The 13,221-nt window shown below is 62.9% G+C and carries 11 protein-coding genes and 1 pseudogene; 5 read left to right on the top strand and 7 right to left on the bottom strand.

Features of this window, described 5'->3' with window-relative positions; genetic code table 11:
• Nucleotides 1-7 precede the first annotated feature (7 nt).
• Entirely contained in the window at nt 8-754 is a 747-nt protein-coding gene (locus ACP7AD_RS10615; RefSeq protein ID WP_426166112.1) for a glycosyltransferase family 25 protein, read from the top strand.
• Nucleotides 755-993: 239 nt separating this feature from the next.
• Here ACP7AD_RS10615 and ACP7AD_RS10610 read toward each other — a convergent pair whose 3' ends face one another.
• The 3 genes from ACP7AD_RS10610 to ACP7AD_RS10600 all read right to left on the bottom strand — a co-directional run bounded on the left by ACP7AD_RS10610 (nt 994) and on the right by ACP7AD_RS10600 (nt 4,407).
• On the bottom strand, nt 994-1,419 hold the full coding sequence (locus tag ACP7AD_RS10610) for a barstar family protein (RefSeq protein WP_426146954.1): 426 nt from the start codon (nt 1,417-1,419) through the stop codon (nt 994-996).
• 53 nt (nt 1,420-1,472) lie between these two features.
• Nucleotides 1,473-1,898: a ribonuclease domain-containing protein gene (locus tag ACP7AD_RS10605; RefSeq protein WP_426146952.1), complete on the bottom strand. Its 426-nt coding sequence runs from the start codon at nt 1,896-1,898 to the stop codon at nt 1,473-1,475.
• A gap of 178 nt (nt 1,899-2,076) precedes the next feature.
• Nucleotides 2,077-4,407, bottom strand: coding sequence for an NADP-dependent malic enzyme (locus ACP7AD_RS10600; protein WP_426146951.1), 2,331 nt, complete (start codon nt 4,405-4,407; stop codon nt 2,077-2,079).
• A 278-nt stretch (nt 4,408-4,685) separates the two neighbouring features.
• Between ACP7AD_RS10600 and putA the strand changes: the two genes are divergently transcribed.
• Nucleotides 4,686-8,759, top strand: a complete 4,074-nt coding sequence (putA, locus tag ACP7AD_RS10595) for a trifunctional transcriptional regulator/proline dehydrogenase/L-glutamate gamma-semialdehyde dehydrogenase (protein WP_426146949.1) — start codon at nt 4,686-4,688, stop codon at nt 8,757-8,759.
• A 117-nt stretch (nt 8,760-8,876) separates the two neighbouring features.
• A pseudogene (locus ACP7AD_RS10590) lies at nt 8,877-9,714 on the top strand (sodium:solute symporter family transporter); the annotation flags it as partial.
• Nucleotides 9,715-9,725: 11 nt separating this feature from the next.
• Here the strand turns inward: ACP7AD_RS10590 and ACP7AD_RS10585 are convergent.
• From ACP7AD_RS10585 to aqpZ, 3 genes are all read right to left on the bottom strand, one after another.
• On the bottom strand, nt 9,726-9,968 hold the full coding sequence (locus ACP7AD_RS10585; protein ID WP_426146948.1) for a DUF2061 domain-containing protein: 243 nt from the start codon (nt 9,966-9,968) through the stop codon (nt 9,726-9,728).
• Between the two features lie 194 nt (nt 9,969-10,162).
• Nucleotides 10,163-10,609, bottom strand: coding sequence for a CBS domain-containing protein (locus tag ACP7AD_RS10580; protein WP_426146946.1), 447 nt, complete (start codon nt 10,607-10,609; stop codon nt 10,163-10,165).
• A gap of 134 nt (nt 10,610-10,743) precedes the next feature.
• Nucleotides 10,744-11,496, bottom strand: coding sequence for an aquaporin Z (aqpZ, locus tag ACP7AD_RS10575; protein WP_426146944.1), 753 nt, complete (start codon nt 11,494-11,496; stop codon nt 10,744-10,746).
• A 336-nt stretch (nt 11,497-11,832) separates the two neighbouring features.
• Here aqpZ and ACP7AD_RS10570 point away from each other — a divergent pair, with 336 nt between their 5' ends.
• Together ACP7AD_RS10570 and ACP7AD_RS10565 are read left to right on the top strand one after the other, a co-directional pair.
• Nucleotides 11,833-12,183 (top strand): TA system antitoxin ParD family protein, encoded by a 351-nt coding sequence (locus ACP7AD_RS10570; RefSeq protein WP_426146943.1) that lies wholly within the window; start codon nt 11,833-11,835, stop codon nt 12,181-12,183.
• A 314-nt stretch (nt 12,184-12,497) separates the two neighbouring features.
• Nucleotides 12,498-12,779, top strand: coding sequence for a hypothetical protein (locus tag ACP7AD_RS10565; RefSeq protein ID WP_426166109.1), 282 nt, complete (start codon nt 12,498-12,500; stop codon nt 12,777-12,779).
• A gap of 47 nt (nt 12,780-12,826) precedes the next feature.
• Here ACP7AD_RS10565 and ACP7AD_RS10560 read toward each other — a convergent pair whose 3' ends face one another.
• A complete protein-coding gene (locus ACP7AD_RS10560) occupies nt 12,827-13,219 on the bottom strand; it encodes a glutaredoxin family protein (RefSeq protein ID WP_426146940.1) in 393 nt (130 codons plus the stop codon).
• Nucleotides 13,220-13,221: the final 2 nt, after the last annotated feature.

Genomic DNA, 13,221 nt, shown 5'->3' with positions numbered 1-13,221 from the left:
CTGCGCTTTGATTGATGCAATGCCAATGAAGAACAGTTACATTTGTCAGCTTATGAAAATTTTTGTCATTTCCTTACCCGAAGCCAAGGAACGGCGGGAACTCATCGATCAGCAAATGTCCGCCGCAGGGCTTGCCTATTCGATCATTGACGGTATCAGGCCTACTGCTGCCCAGATCCAAAGCAGCGGGTACAACGTGCGCCAGCGCCATTTTCGCTATGGCTACGGCATGTCGGCTGGCGAGGTAGGCTGCTTCCTGGCCCATCGGACAGCATGGCAAGCGGTGCAAGCGCAGCATGAAAAATGCCTCATCCTGGAAGACGATGCAGTCGTTTCCGAGCTGAATTCATTTTTGCTTGAATGCCTGCAGCATTCGCCGTACGGTCTGATTCGGCTTGCAGGAAGCTTTAGGAAGCGGCATAAGTTCATTGGCAACACGACTTACGCCAAGTATTGGGGCGATCCTGCCGGGACCGTTGCCTACGTGATCGGCCCTCAAGAAGCGAAAAAGCTGCTTGAAAAATCAGGCAGCTTCTACATGGCGGTTGACGACTTTATGGAAGCCCGACAAATGCATGGCGTACATACTTATGCGCGCTTTCCTTACCCGGTGCGGCACTCTGGCCAAGACAGCCACATCAATGACAGAAATCGCCCGCCTTTGTTCGTCCCCACCCGCCTGCGGCGGATGCTGGTGCGTATTCCTGGAGATTTGAGCAAATATTTTTACCGCTTGGCTTACTGGTATTTTTGACTTGGAACCCGCGCCCGCCATACTAAAAAAAAGCCCGCGCAATGCGGGCTTTTTCACAGCGTCGGGCCTTGAAAGTTAGGCCGCTGCAAGCCAGTAACTTGCATTGAAAGGACTGCTCATGCGCAGCGCCAGCGGCGATACATCGAGAAGTTTGTCGGTCGGCATCGGTTCTTCACCGTCTAGTACGACTTGCTGGGCCTGATTAGCCCGATCCCCTTGGCCAATGTCCGGGGAGCGGGCTACAGAAAAGAATAGAAGCACCGGAACGGTATCTTGCGATCCGCCCAGTAGTCGGCTGCATCCCTGAAAATGTCGAGCAGTTGCTCGCGCGCTTCCTTGTCGAACTTGGCATGCGCGGGAATCTGCTCCAGCACGACGATAAAGCCGGGCTGCGGGCCTGACTTGTGCACCAGGTCGGTCATGCAGTCGTACAGGGCATCGAAGTTCTTGCCGAAGTGCGCCGGAAAGGTGTACTGGGCCGCGATCATGTCCAGAATGTCCTGCTTGCTCTGGGCGCTGCTCAGATTCGCATACAGGAAGTGCTGGTTCAGCTTCGTGGCAGCTTCCTGCAACTCAGGCACGCGGAATGCGCGTATGGACTGCACAATGTTGGGCCGTATGCCCTTCAAAGGTGTTTCGTCGTCCTTACGAAGTGGTGTATCCATCTCCGCTTCTCTTTCTCTTAGGTCTAAAGTCAAAATAACAACCACAGTCCTGGTTAATGAACGATTTTGCGAAAACTCGCATAGTGATCGTCGGTGTAAAAACAGGCATCGGGCGTTGCGGCTTGCAAGCCACCACACACGATGCGCCGGGCTCCGCGGCTGCGCTCTCCAGGTGTCCTGACGGTATATTCACGGTAATAAGCGCGAACATTGGCGGGAAGCAGCCGTTCCCGGTTGCCAAACACCACGCCGTCCTTGTCATGCCTGAAGGGCCCGCCCTGGTAAATCAGCGTCAGCATGCTGCGCCCTTGGGGAGGCAACAAGGCAACGGCTACCGTTTCAGTGGACGCTGGCGTGAAAACGCCTCTGGCTTGCACTGTGTCGGAATACAGGCCCGCGACACCGGTCAGACCGACCGAAAATGCCAGCAGCATCGTGCTGCTGGCCCGACGCCAGCGACCCCACCCATTACGCAACATGAAAAATACCTTTCTTGAATCCGGAGCCAGCCTGACAAGTTGTCGGGTTAACCCTAAAATTTCAAGAGGGGTAGTTTGCCGCATGCCGAAAGAAAAGGCAAGCGATTGCTGAAATTTTAGGCATTAAAAAGAGGGCTATAAAGCCCTCTGCATTCGCTGTCGCCTGGAGCGAACTGGCTTAGCGCGCGGCGTTGGCGTCTGCCACCGTGAGTGCGGTCATGTTGACGATCCGGCGCACCGTGGCCGTGGGCGTCAGGATATGCATCGGCTTGTTGGCGCCCAGCAGCACCGGGCCGATGGCGATGTTGCCGCCAGCAGCGGTCTTGAGCAGGTTGTAGGAAATGTTGGCTGCATCGATATTGGGCAGGACCAGCAGATTGGCTTCGCCGCCCAGTGTGCTGTTGGGCATGATGAGGCTGCGGGCAGCGGGGTCCAGCGCCACGTCGCCATGCATTTCTCCATCGACTTCCAGCCAGGGAGCCCGCTCGCGCAGCAATTCCAGCGTGCTGCGCATTTTCAGGGCGCTCGGATGATTGGACGATCCGAAGTTCGAATGCGACAGCAGGGCGGCCTTGGGCTTGATGCCGAAACGCATCATTTCCTCGGCGGCCATGGTGGTGATCTCGGCCAGTTGCTCGGCGGTCGGGTCGTAGTTGACATGCGTGTCTAGCAAAAACACCTGGCGGCCCGGCAGCATCAGGCCGTTCATGCAGGCGTAGGTGTGAACGCCTTCGCGCTTGCCGATGACCTGGTCCAGATAGGCAAGGTGGTGGGACGTGGTGCCCCAAGTGCCGCAGATCAGGCCATCGACGTCGCCCTTGAGCAACAGCATGCCGGCAATCAGCGTCAGGCGGCGGCGCATCTCGATCTTGGCCATCTGCACGGTCACGCCACTGCGCTCGGTCAGGCGGTGGTAGGTTTGCCAGAAGTCGCGGTAGCGGTGGTCCTGCTCGACATTGACCACGTCGTAATCGAGCTCTTCCTTCAGCCGCAGGCCGAACTTTTCAATGCGCTGGGCGATGATGGCCGGCCGGCCTATCAGCGTCGGGCGGGCCAGGTTTTCATCCACCACGATCTGGCAGGCGCGCAGCACGCGCTCTTCCTCGCCTTCGGCATAGGCGATACGTTTGCGGCTGGCGGTCTTGGCGGCGGCAAAAATCGGCTTCATCACCGTACCGGACGCATAAACAAAGCTTTGCAGCCGTTCGCGGTATTGGTCCATGTCCTGGATCGGCCTGAGCGCGACGCCGCTGTCGGCCGCAGCCTGGGCGACCGCCGGCGCGATCTTCATCATCAGGCGCGGATCAAACGGCTTGGGAATCAGGTATTCGGGGCCGAACGTCAGTTGTTCGCCGGCATAGGCGGCGGCCACCACTTCGCTCTGCTCGGCCTGCGCCAGTTCGGCAATCGCATGCACCGCGGCAATTTCCATCTCGAGCGTGATGGTGGAGGCGCCAGCGTCCAGTGCACCCCGGAAGATGTAGGGAAAGCACAGGACGTTGTTGACCTGGTTCGGGTAATCGGCGCGGCCTGTCGCCATGATGGCGTCATCGCGCACCGACATGATGTCTTCCGGCGTGATCTCGGGGTTCGGGTTGGCCAGTGCAAAAATGATGGGCCGTGCGGCCATTTTGGCGACCATGTCTTTTTTCAGCACGCCGCCCGCCGACAGGCCCAGGAAGATGTCTGCGCCTTCAATCATCTCGCCCAAGGTGCGGGCCGAGGTGGGCTGGGCAAACTCAATCTTGTCCTCGTCCATCAGCTCGGTTCGGCCTTCGTAGACCACGCCGGCCAGGTCGGTCACGTAAATGTTTTCGCGCGGAATGCCGAGCTTGAGCAACAGCTTCAGGCAGGCCAGCGCGGCAGCGCCCGCGCCCGAGGTCACCAGCTTGACTTTTTTCGGGTCCTTGCCGGCCACCTTGAGGGCGTTGAGCATGGCCGCGCCGACCGTGATGGCCGTGCCATGCTGGTCATCGTGAAAGACCGGGATCTTCATGCGCTTGCGCAGTTCGCGCTCAACGAAAAAGCAGTCAGGCGCCTTGATGTCTTCAAGGTTGATGGCGCCGAAGGTCGGCTCCAGCGAGGCAATGATCTCGACCAGCCTGGCCGGGTCTTTTTCGTCGATCTCGATGTCGAACACGTCCACGCCGGCAAACTTCTTGAACAAAACCGCCTTGCCCTCCATCACCGGCTTGGAGGCCAGCGGTCCGATGTCGCCCAGGCCCAGCACGGCGGTGCCGTTGGTGATCACGGCCACCAGGTTGCCCCGGCTGGTGTACTTAAACACGGCGTTCGGGTCCTTGACGATTTCCTCGCAGGGCGCGGCCACACCGGGCGAGTAGGCAAGGGACAGGTCGCGCTGGTTGGTCAGTTGCTTGGTGGCTGCAATCGCCAACTTGCCGGGCTTGGGGAATTCATGGTATTCAAGCGCGGCGCGGCGTAGTTCGGCACGCTTTTCATCACGCTCCAAATCGGTGTCAGGGGGCGTTGCAGCGGATGGGGTAAGCATTGAAAATGTCTCCAGCAAAGACGGTCAGCGCGGCCGTCAACTTTTTGTACGGTCTGCGATTGTAGGCCGCGCAAATGACTGGCTCAGTGTGGGAAAGCCGCATTCAAAGGCGATGTGCTTTTAACTTTTTCGCACAGATCAAAGCCTTGCGGCATTCAAGGCCGCGCTGAATCCTTGTTCCACGTTCGCTGTGAAAACCCATGGGTTAACCCTTATTCGGTGTGGGTTGTACTTTTAATAAGATGGGTTGTACTAATTTTGCAATAAAGGTGTAACCCATGTCCACAGTCACACTCGGCCTCAAGGTTGACGAAGCGCTTCGAGCCCGCATCCGGGAGGCCGCAGCCCAGCAGGGCCGGGCCCCGCACTGGCTGATCAAGCAAGCCGTGCTGCAGTATGTGGAAAACATGGAGCGGGGGCTGTCGCCACTGGGTGCAACCCAGGGTGCAACCGGGCTGGCTGAAATGACTGAGCCTGACGATATCCACGAACTGCAGGCCAGCACCGCAAGTGCTGCGCAGCCCTTCCTCGACTGGGCGCAAAACGTGCTGCCGCAGAACGAACTGCGCGCCGCCATCACCGCCGCCTGGCACCGGCCGGAGCCGGAGTGCTTGCCCATGCTGGTGCAACTGGCGCACACCCTTGATGCCACGCAGCGCGCCGCCATCGAAGAAGTCGCGACACGGCTGGTGGAAGGCCTGCGCGGCAAGAAGGACGCCGGCGGCGTCGAAGCGCTGGTGCAGGAGTTCTCGCTGTCCAGTCAGGAGGGCGTGGCGCTGATGTGCCTGGCCGAGGCGCTGCTGCGCATTCCCGACAACGCCACGCGTGACGCGCTGATCCGCGACAAGATCAGCCGGGGCGACTGGCATTCGCACCTGGGCAACTCGCCGTCGATGTTTGTCAACGCCGCCGTCTGGGGCCTGATGCTGACGGGCAAGCTGACGTCCACCAGCAGCGAGAAAAGCCTGGCCTCGTCGCTGACCCGGTTGATCGGCAAGGGCGGCGAGCCGCTGATTCGCCAGGGCGTGCACCGCGCGATGAAGCTCATGGGCGAGCAGTTCGTCACCGGCCAGACCATTTCCGAAGCCCTGGCCAACAGCCGCCCGCTCGAAAAATCCGGCTTTCGCTATTCCTACGACATGCTGGGCGAAGCCGCCGCGACCGAGCAGGACGCCGAGCGCTACCTGGCGTCCTACGAGCAGGCGATCCATGCCATCGGCAAGGCCTCGCACGGGCGCGGCATCCATGAAGGACCGGGTATTTCGGTCAAGCTGTCGGCGCTGCACCCGCGCTACAGCCGCGCCCAGCGCGACCGCGTGATGGGCGAACTGCTGCCGCGCCTGCTCAAGCTCACGCTGCTGGCGCGCCAGTACGACATCGGCCTGAACATCGACGCCGAGGAGGCCGACCGGCTGGAGCTGTCGCTCGACCTGCTGGAAAGCCTGTGCTTCGAGCCGGCGCTCAGGGGCTGGAACGGTATCGGCTTCGTGGTGCAGGCCTACCAGAAGCGCTGCCCCTACGTGATCGACTACCTGATCGACCTGGCGCGGCGCAGCAGCCACCGGCTGATGATCCGGCTGGTCAAGGGCGCCTACTGGGACAGCGAGATCAAGCGCGCCCAGCTGGACGGCCATGAGGGTTACCCGGTGTTCACGCGCAAGGTGCATACCGACGTGTCCTACCTCGCTTGCGCGCGCAAGCTCTTGGGCGCGCCCGATGCGGTGTATCCGCAGTTCGCCACCCACAACGCGCAGACCGTAGCAAGCATTTACCACATGGCCGGCAACAACTACTACAGCGGCCAGTACGAATTCCAGTGCCTGCACGGCATGGGCGAGCCACTGTATAACCAGGTCACGGGCAACGCCGCCGACGGCAAGCTGGGCCGGCCGTGCCGCATCTACGCTCCGGTAGGCACGCACGAAACGCTGCTGGCCTACTTGGTGCGCCGCCTGCTGGAAAACGGCGCCAACACCTCGTTCGTGAACCGCATCGGCGATGCCAATGTGCCGGTGGCCGAACTGGTGACGGACCCGGTGCTTGAGGCGCGGCAGATCGCGCTTGAAACCGGTCAGCTCGGCGCGCCGCATCCGAAAATTGTGCTGCCGCGCCAGCTGTTCGCCGACCTGGGGCCGCAGTCGCGCCTGAACTCGTCGGGCCTGAACCTGGCGCATGAGCAGCAACTGGCGTCGCTCGCCGCCGGCCTGCTGCGCAGCACGCAAGGCATTTATGCCGCTTGCGCAGGCGGGGCGGGCGTATCCAGCTTCAATTTTGATAGCGCTGCCGCCGACGGCTGGCAGCCGGTGCGCAACCCTTCGGACACGCGTGACCTTGTTGGCTGGGTGCGCCCGGCCACTGCTGAAGAAGTCGATATGGCCGTCAGCCGCGCCGCCAGAGCCGCGCAGATCTGGCAGGGCACGCCGCCTTCGGCGCGCGCCGCCTGTTTGACACGCGCCGCCGACCTGCTGGAGCAGCGCACGCAAAGCCTGCTCGGCCTGATCGTTCGCGAGGCCGGCAAGTCGCTGCCCAACGCGATTGCCGAGGTGCGCGAGGCGGTGGACTTTTTGCGCTATTACGCCGCGCAGGTCGAGGCGACCTTCGACAACGACTCGCACCGCCCGCTCGGCGTGGTGCTGTGCATCAGCCCGTGGAACTTCCCGCTGGCGATTTTTGCCGGCCAGGTGGCCGCCGCGCTGGCCAGCGGCAACTGCGCGCTGGCCAAGCCGGCCGAGCAGACGCCGCTGGTCGCTAGCGTGATGGTGAAAATCCTGATTGAGGCCGGCGTGCCGCCCGACGCGGTGCAACTGGTTCCCGGCAGCGGCGACAGCGTGGGCGCCGCGCTGGTGGCGCACCCGCTGGTGGCCGGCGTGATGTTCACCGGCTCGACCGAGGTGTCGCGCCTGATCGCGCAGACGCTGGCGAAACGCCTGAGCCCGCAGGGCCGTCCCATTGCATTGATCGCCGAAACCGGCGGCCAGAACGCGCTGGTGGCCGACTCGTCGGCGCTGGCCGAGCAGCTGGTCGGCGACGTGCTCGCCTCGGCTTTTGATTCGGCCGGCCAGCGCTGCTCGGCGCTGCGCCTGCTGTGCATCCAGGAAGACGGCGCTGGACGCGTGGTGGAGATGATCAAGCACGCCATGCGCGAATGGGTCATGGGCAACACCGACCGCATGCACACCGATGTCGGCCCGGTGATTGATGAGGACGCGCGCGCGCAGATCGAGCAGCACATTGCCGCCATGCAGGCCGCCGGCCAGCCGGTGACCCGCATGGCGCGCGATGAAAGCGCCGGCCAGGGCCATTTCGTGATGCCCGCGCTGATCGAGATCGACAGCATCGCCCGGCTGCAGCGCGAGGTCTTTGGCCCGGTGCTGCATGTGCTGCGCTACCGCCGCGAGCAGCTCGGCGCGGTGCTCGACGCCATCAACGCCACCGGCTACGGCCTGACCTTCGGCGTGCACAGCCGCATCGACGAAACCATTGCCCTGGTCACGCAAAAAGTGCAGGCCGGCAACCTCTACGTCAACCGCAACGTGATTGGCGCGGTGGTCGGCGTGCAGCCCTTCGGCGGCATGGGCCTGTCGGGCACCGGCCCCAAGGCGGGCGGCCCGCTGTACCTGTACCGTCTGCTGCAGGCTGGCCCGGCGCAAGGCAACCTGGCGCTGGCCGCCTTGCCGGCCATGCCGGTCAGCCGCATGAGTCCGCCCGTCATGGCGCGCAAACCGTCTGATCTGCCCGGTCTGCGCGCCCTGCAAAGCCTGGTCTCCGCCTTGCAAGGCCAGCCGTTTGCCGCGCTGGCCGGCTGGCAGAGCAGCGGCGATGCCGCCCGGGCGGCGGCGGCGTGCGAAAGCTACCGCGCCCACAGCGTGCTCGGCCAGCTGTTCACGCTGCCCGGACCGACCGGCGAATCGAACCGCTACCAGCTGCTGCCGCGCGGCGCCGTCTGGGCCGCGCCGCAGACCGCGCTGGGCCTGGTGCACCACGTCGCGGCGGCGCTGGCCAGCGGCAACCCGTGCTGGCTGGAAGTGCCCTTGCCCCGCAGCCCGGTGGCTGAGGCGCTCGCCGCCCTGCCGCCCGAGGTGCAGGCCTTCGTGCAGACACGCAGCGCTGACCAGTTGCTGGGCGAAACGCACCTGAGCGCGATGCTGTTCGAGGGCGACGGCGATGCCTTGCAGGCCTTGCTGCCGCGCGTCGCGCAGCGCCCTGGCGCCATCGTGCGTATCGAGAACCTGACGCCGGCGCAACTGGCTGCCGGAGCGGTGTACGACGTGAGCGCGCTGATGCATGAGCAAAGCATCAGCACCAACACCGCCGCCGCCGGCGGCAACGCGCAACTCATGACGATGGGCTGATCCATGGCCCGGGCGGCCGGGCATCCTTTCTGCGCAGCCTGTTTCCATTTTTTCCACGACAGCCGTCCCGCTACCCCGGGACGGCCTGGCGCGATTTTTTTGTCCGGCCTGAGCGAAGCCTGGATCGTGGCGCCCGTGATGGGCTATTTCGCCGTCACCGGCGGCTTGCAGCCGGCGCAGTCGATGGCCGACCTGATGGAGCCGGCCAAGCTCGACATGATGAAGGGCGCCTCGTTTGTCGACATCGTCATCGCTGATGGCCTGGGGACTGGGTTACTTCGGCCAGCCGCACATCCTGGTGCGCTTCATGGCGGCTGAATCGGTGGCGGTCGGTTTTGTCGGCATTCCCTACTTCCTGGCGCATCCGGAAGGCGCGGCGGCAGTGAACGCCAATTCCGAAACCGTGTTCATCGAAATGGCCAAGCAGCTGTTCAACCCCTGGGTCGCCGGCCTGCTGCTGGCGGCCATCCTGGCCGCCGTGATGAGCACGCTTTCGTGCCAGCTGCTGGTCTGCTCCAGCGCGCTGACCGAAGACATCTACCGCACCTTTCTGCGCAAGAACGCTGGCCAGACCGAACTGGTGTGGGTTGGCCGGGCCATGGTGATGGCGGTGGCGCTGCTGGCCATCCTGATTGCCCGCAACCCCGAAGCCAAGGTGCTCGGCATGGTCAGCTACGCCTGGGCGTGTTTTGGCGCGGCCTTCGGCCCGGTCATCATCTTGTCGCTGTTCTGGTCACGCATGACGCGCAATGGCGCGCTGGCCGGCATGGTGGTGGGCGCGGTGACGGTGGTGTTGTGGAAGCAAGGCAGCTGGTTTGGTCTGTACGAGATCGTTCCCGGCTTCATCCTGGCCTGGCTTGCCGCCGTGATCATGAGCCGCCTCGGCCAGCCTTCAGCCACCATGCTGCAAAAGCACCAGGCGGTGGAAACCGAGCTGGCCAAAGCCTTCGCCTGAGGCGGCAAGCCTCATGACGAGGCCGCTGACAGGCCAGGCGAGGCCTTGGTCGGTCGGCCCCAACGCTGCCAGGCCTTTTCATGGAAGAAAAAGGCAAAGGCCTGCACCGTCGGCTCCAGCAGGCTTAGCGTCAGCGACAGCAGGAAGTCGCCGGTGACCGCATAGGCCACCAGGGCGGCGACCGTGACGTGCAGCAGGTAGTAGGTTCCGGTTTTCTTCAGGGCCGGCAAGTTGTCGCGGACAAACTGGGTCATGGTTTTTCCTTCAGTTTTATAGTCAAAATGGCCTTTTGCGCAATAGCCACGGGCGCAGGCAGCTATCAATAAAGTATTGATAATAATATTTGACTAGGGAAAAGACCAGTTGGATTTGCCTAAGCAAGCCATAGCGCTGGGCATAGGCAGCTCTTTTTTTTAAAAGCGCAAAACCCCTTGCCTGTTGCGGCGGATCAGGGGCTGGCGCGGTCCGGTTCGGCGGGCGATGAAATGTCGCCCAGCGAGTTGGCCACGTCCACATCGCCGTCCGGGCCTTTGGCGGCAATGTCGCCGAGCGACACGATGCCGATCAGCCGGCCTTGCCCGTCCACCACCGGCATGCGGCGGATCTGGTTCTGGCCCATGGTGGCCAGGGTTTGCTGCACATCGTCGTTTTCATGCGCGGTGCGCACATGGGTGCTCATCACATCGGCCAGCGTCGCCGTGCCGGCGTCCATCGACTCGGCCACGCCGCGCACCACGATGTCGCGGTCCGTCACCATGCCGACCAGCTTGTCCCCTTCGCACACGGGAATCACGCCTACGTTGAGTTCCTCCATCACCTGCGCGGCCAGCACAATGGTGCTGGTGGGGCGCAGGCTGCGCGGATTGCGGGTCATGACGTCGGAAACAGTGGGCATCAGAAAACTCCTGCGTTGGGCCGGCGGGTTGCCGGTGCTGGCAGCCAGCTTAGGGGCTACGCCAGACATGGCTATCAGCCGCCGCGCATGCTGGCGTAGGACGGCAGCGCGCCGGCCCGGTCATGCCTTTCGCGTCACCTTGATTTCGCCAGCTGGCTGGCGTTGGCCGGTCCCTCGATGCCCGACGCCAGGCTGCGTTCCCCGCTGACCAGCCGGTACACCACGCCTGCCGCGCCCGCGCCGAGCAAAGGCGCGACCCAGAACAGCCACAGCTGCGACAGCGCCCAGTCGCCGACGAAGATCGCCGGGCCGGTGCTGCGCGCCGGATTGACCGAGGTGTTGGTGACCGGAATGCTGATCAGGTGGATCAGCGTCAGCGCCAGGCCGATGGCAATCGGCGCAAAACCGCTGGGCGCGCGCTCGTCGGTCGCCCCCAGAATGATCATGAGAAAAAAGAAGGTCATCACGAACTCGGTCACCAGCGCAGCCGTCATCGTGTAGCCGCCCGGCGAATGCTCGCCATAGCCGTTGGAAGCCAGCCCGTCGTTCAGCTCAAAGCCGGCCTTGCCGCTGGCGATCAGGTACAGCACGCCGGCCGCCGCGACGGCGCCGACCACCTGGGCCACGGCATACGGCAGCAGGTCCTTGGCTTTGAACCGGCCGCCAATGACCAGGCCAAAGGACACGGCCGGGTTCAGGTGGCAGCCGGAAACATGGCCCAGCGCAAAGGCCATGGTCAGCACGGTCAGTCCGAAGGCCAGCGACACCCCGGTCAGGCCGATGCCCACACCCGGAAAGGCCGCCGCGATCACGGCGCTGCCGCAACCCCCGAGAACCAGCCAGAAAGTGCCGAAGAACTCGGCGGCAAGTCGATTGGACAAGGGCATGTCTTTCTCTCCCGAAGTTTGAAAAATGGAGGGACGCAAGGCAAGCGGTCCGCAGGCTGGCTTGCCCGAAAAAGAATACTGCTTTTGCCCTTGGCGCGACAAGCTGGGCAGGGTGAACGCAGTGGCGCCCAAGTCACGAAAAACGACGCAATTCGGGACCGGCCAGCGGCCTTGAACCCTTGTTTTCCGCTTGTCAACAAGCGTGAAGCAGGGGTGAAAAAGCCAAGGTGCAAATTACAAATGAATGGGTTCTTCACCGGATTTTTTTGGCCGGTGGTTAACCCCTCTTGGAGAAGTGGCCTGATTGGCGCAAAATGCGCCAATCAGGAGATTTTCATGGCATCACCATCCACCGGTTTTTCATCCGTCAAACTTCCCGCCGCCCTGGTGCAGCAAGCCCGCGAGGCCGCCCAGCCGCTGCGCCGCTCGGTCGCCGGCCAGGTCGAATACTGGGCCACGCTGGGCCGCATCGTCGAGCATTCGGGCCTGACGGCGCAAGAGGCGCAGGCGGCGATCGAGGGCTATGAGGCGGCTGCCAAAGCAGTTCGCCAAAAAGCGCCGGATTCGCTGGAAGCACTCAAGATGCGGGTGCTTGCGGCCAGCACCAGCGGGGTCTTGCAAGCGAATATCCGCACGATTGTTGAAGAGAACCGCCAGCAGGCCGCCGTGCAGCGAGCGGTTGCTTGAGTCAGCCCATTTTTCACCTTCTGGCCGGACCGAATGGCGCGGGGAAATCCACACTTTACCGCGCCTTGGTGGCCAGCGGCGCCATTGAAAGCGATCTGGAATTTGTCAACGCCGACCTGCACGAAAGGGACTGTTTGTAGCATGTTCCTGATCTGCAGCAGCGTTCCGAAGCCGCGCGGGAATGGGCTGACACGAGGCGGGAGACATTATTCAATGCCCAAGTCAGGTTTGTCAGCGAAACGGTTTTTTCGCACGAATCAAAACTGAACCTCATTCGCCATGCGCAGTCGCTGAGTTATCAGGTGGTGCTGTATGTGGTTTCCCTGGACGATCCGCAGCGACTGCTGGCCCGCGTCAGCCAGCGCGTCAGGGAAGGCGGCCACAACGTCCCGGCCAGCCGCATTCTGGGGCGCTATCCGCGCACCATGGCTCATCTTGGGCAAGCGGTGCGTATCGCCGATCTGGTTTTTCTCTACGACGCAGCCGAAGTGGAGCAGGGCGCGCACCGGTTGGTGGCGCTGTGCGAAAGGGCGCGGACGACTGTGCTGGTGGACGAGCTGCTGCGCTGGGCGGCGGCAATGCTGACCGCGAAGTAAGCTTTTTACCCTTTCGCAGTCTCGAAATGCGCCAGGCCTGCCCGCCCTCAAGCCGCCACAAACCGCTCCCGCAAATACGCAATGATCTTGTCCGACTCATAGAGCCACTGGCTCCTGCCGGCTTTGTCGGTGATTTTCAAGCAAGGCACCTTGGCCTGGCCGCCGCCCTTGAGCAAGGCCTGCCGGTGCGGGCCTTCGGGCTGGGCGTCGATGCGCTCGATGTTCAGCGACAGGCGGCTCATTTCCTGGCGCACCTTGATGCAGAACGGGCAGGTCTGGTACTGGTAAAGCGTCAGCGACTTGCACTGGCGGTTGACCTTGTCCTGCGCGGCCTGGATGCGCACCACGCCCTTGGGCCGGGTGAGGTTTTCCTTGAGCAGCATGACCGGGCCGAGCACGGAGCGCAGGGTTCTAAAGAAGAAGCGGATAAAAGTTTTCATGG

This window comes from Polaromonas sp. DSP2-3-2b2 (assembly GCF_049895905.1).
GTDB lineage: Bacteria > Pseudomonadota > Gammaproteobacteria > Burkholderiales > Burkholderiaceae_C > Polaromonas.
Note: the sequence above shows the minus strand (reverse complement) of the source record. Positions and strands in the feature narration are given on the sequence as shown.

Bases quoted from the DNA above. Each gene is read 5' to 3' on its own strand.
- putA (WP_426146949.1), top strand. From the start codon at position 4,686: ATGTCCACAGTCACACTCGGCCTCAAGGTTGACGAAGCGCTTCGAGCC.
- ACP7AD_RS10600 (WP_426146951.1), bottom strand. From the start codon at position 4,407: ATGCTTACCCCATCCGCTGCAACGCCCCCTGACACCGATTTGGAGCGT.
- ACP7AD_RS10580 (WP_426146946.1), bottom strand. From the start codon at position 10,609: ATGCCCACTGTTTCCGACGTCATGACCCGCAATCCGCGCAGCCTGCGC.
- ACP7AD_RS10570 (WP_426146943.1), top strand. From the start codon at position 11,833: ATGGCATCACCATCCACCGGTTTTTCATCCGTCAAACTTCCCGCCGCC.
- ACP7AD_RS10585 (WP_426146948.1), bottom strand. From the start codon at position 9,968: ATGACCCAGTTTGTCCGCGACAACTTGCCGGCCCTGAAGAAAACCGGA.
- ACP7AD_RS10560 (WP_426146940.1), bottom strand. From the start codon at position 13,219: ATGAAAACTTTTATCCGCTTCTTCTTTAGAACCCTGCGCTCCGTGCTC.
- ACP7AD_RS10610 (WP_426146954.1), bottom strand. From the start codon at position 1,419: ATGGATACACCACTTCGTAAGGACGACGAAACACCTTTGAAGGGCATA.
- aqpZ (WP_426146944.1), bottom strand. From the start codon at position 11,496: ATGCCCTTGTCCAATCGACTTGCCGCCGAGTTCTTCGGCACTTTCTGG.
- ACP7AD_RS10605 (WP_426146952.1), bottom strand. From the start codon at position 1,898: ATGTTGCGTAATGGGTGGGGTCGCTGGCGTCGGGCCAGCAGCACGATG.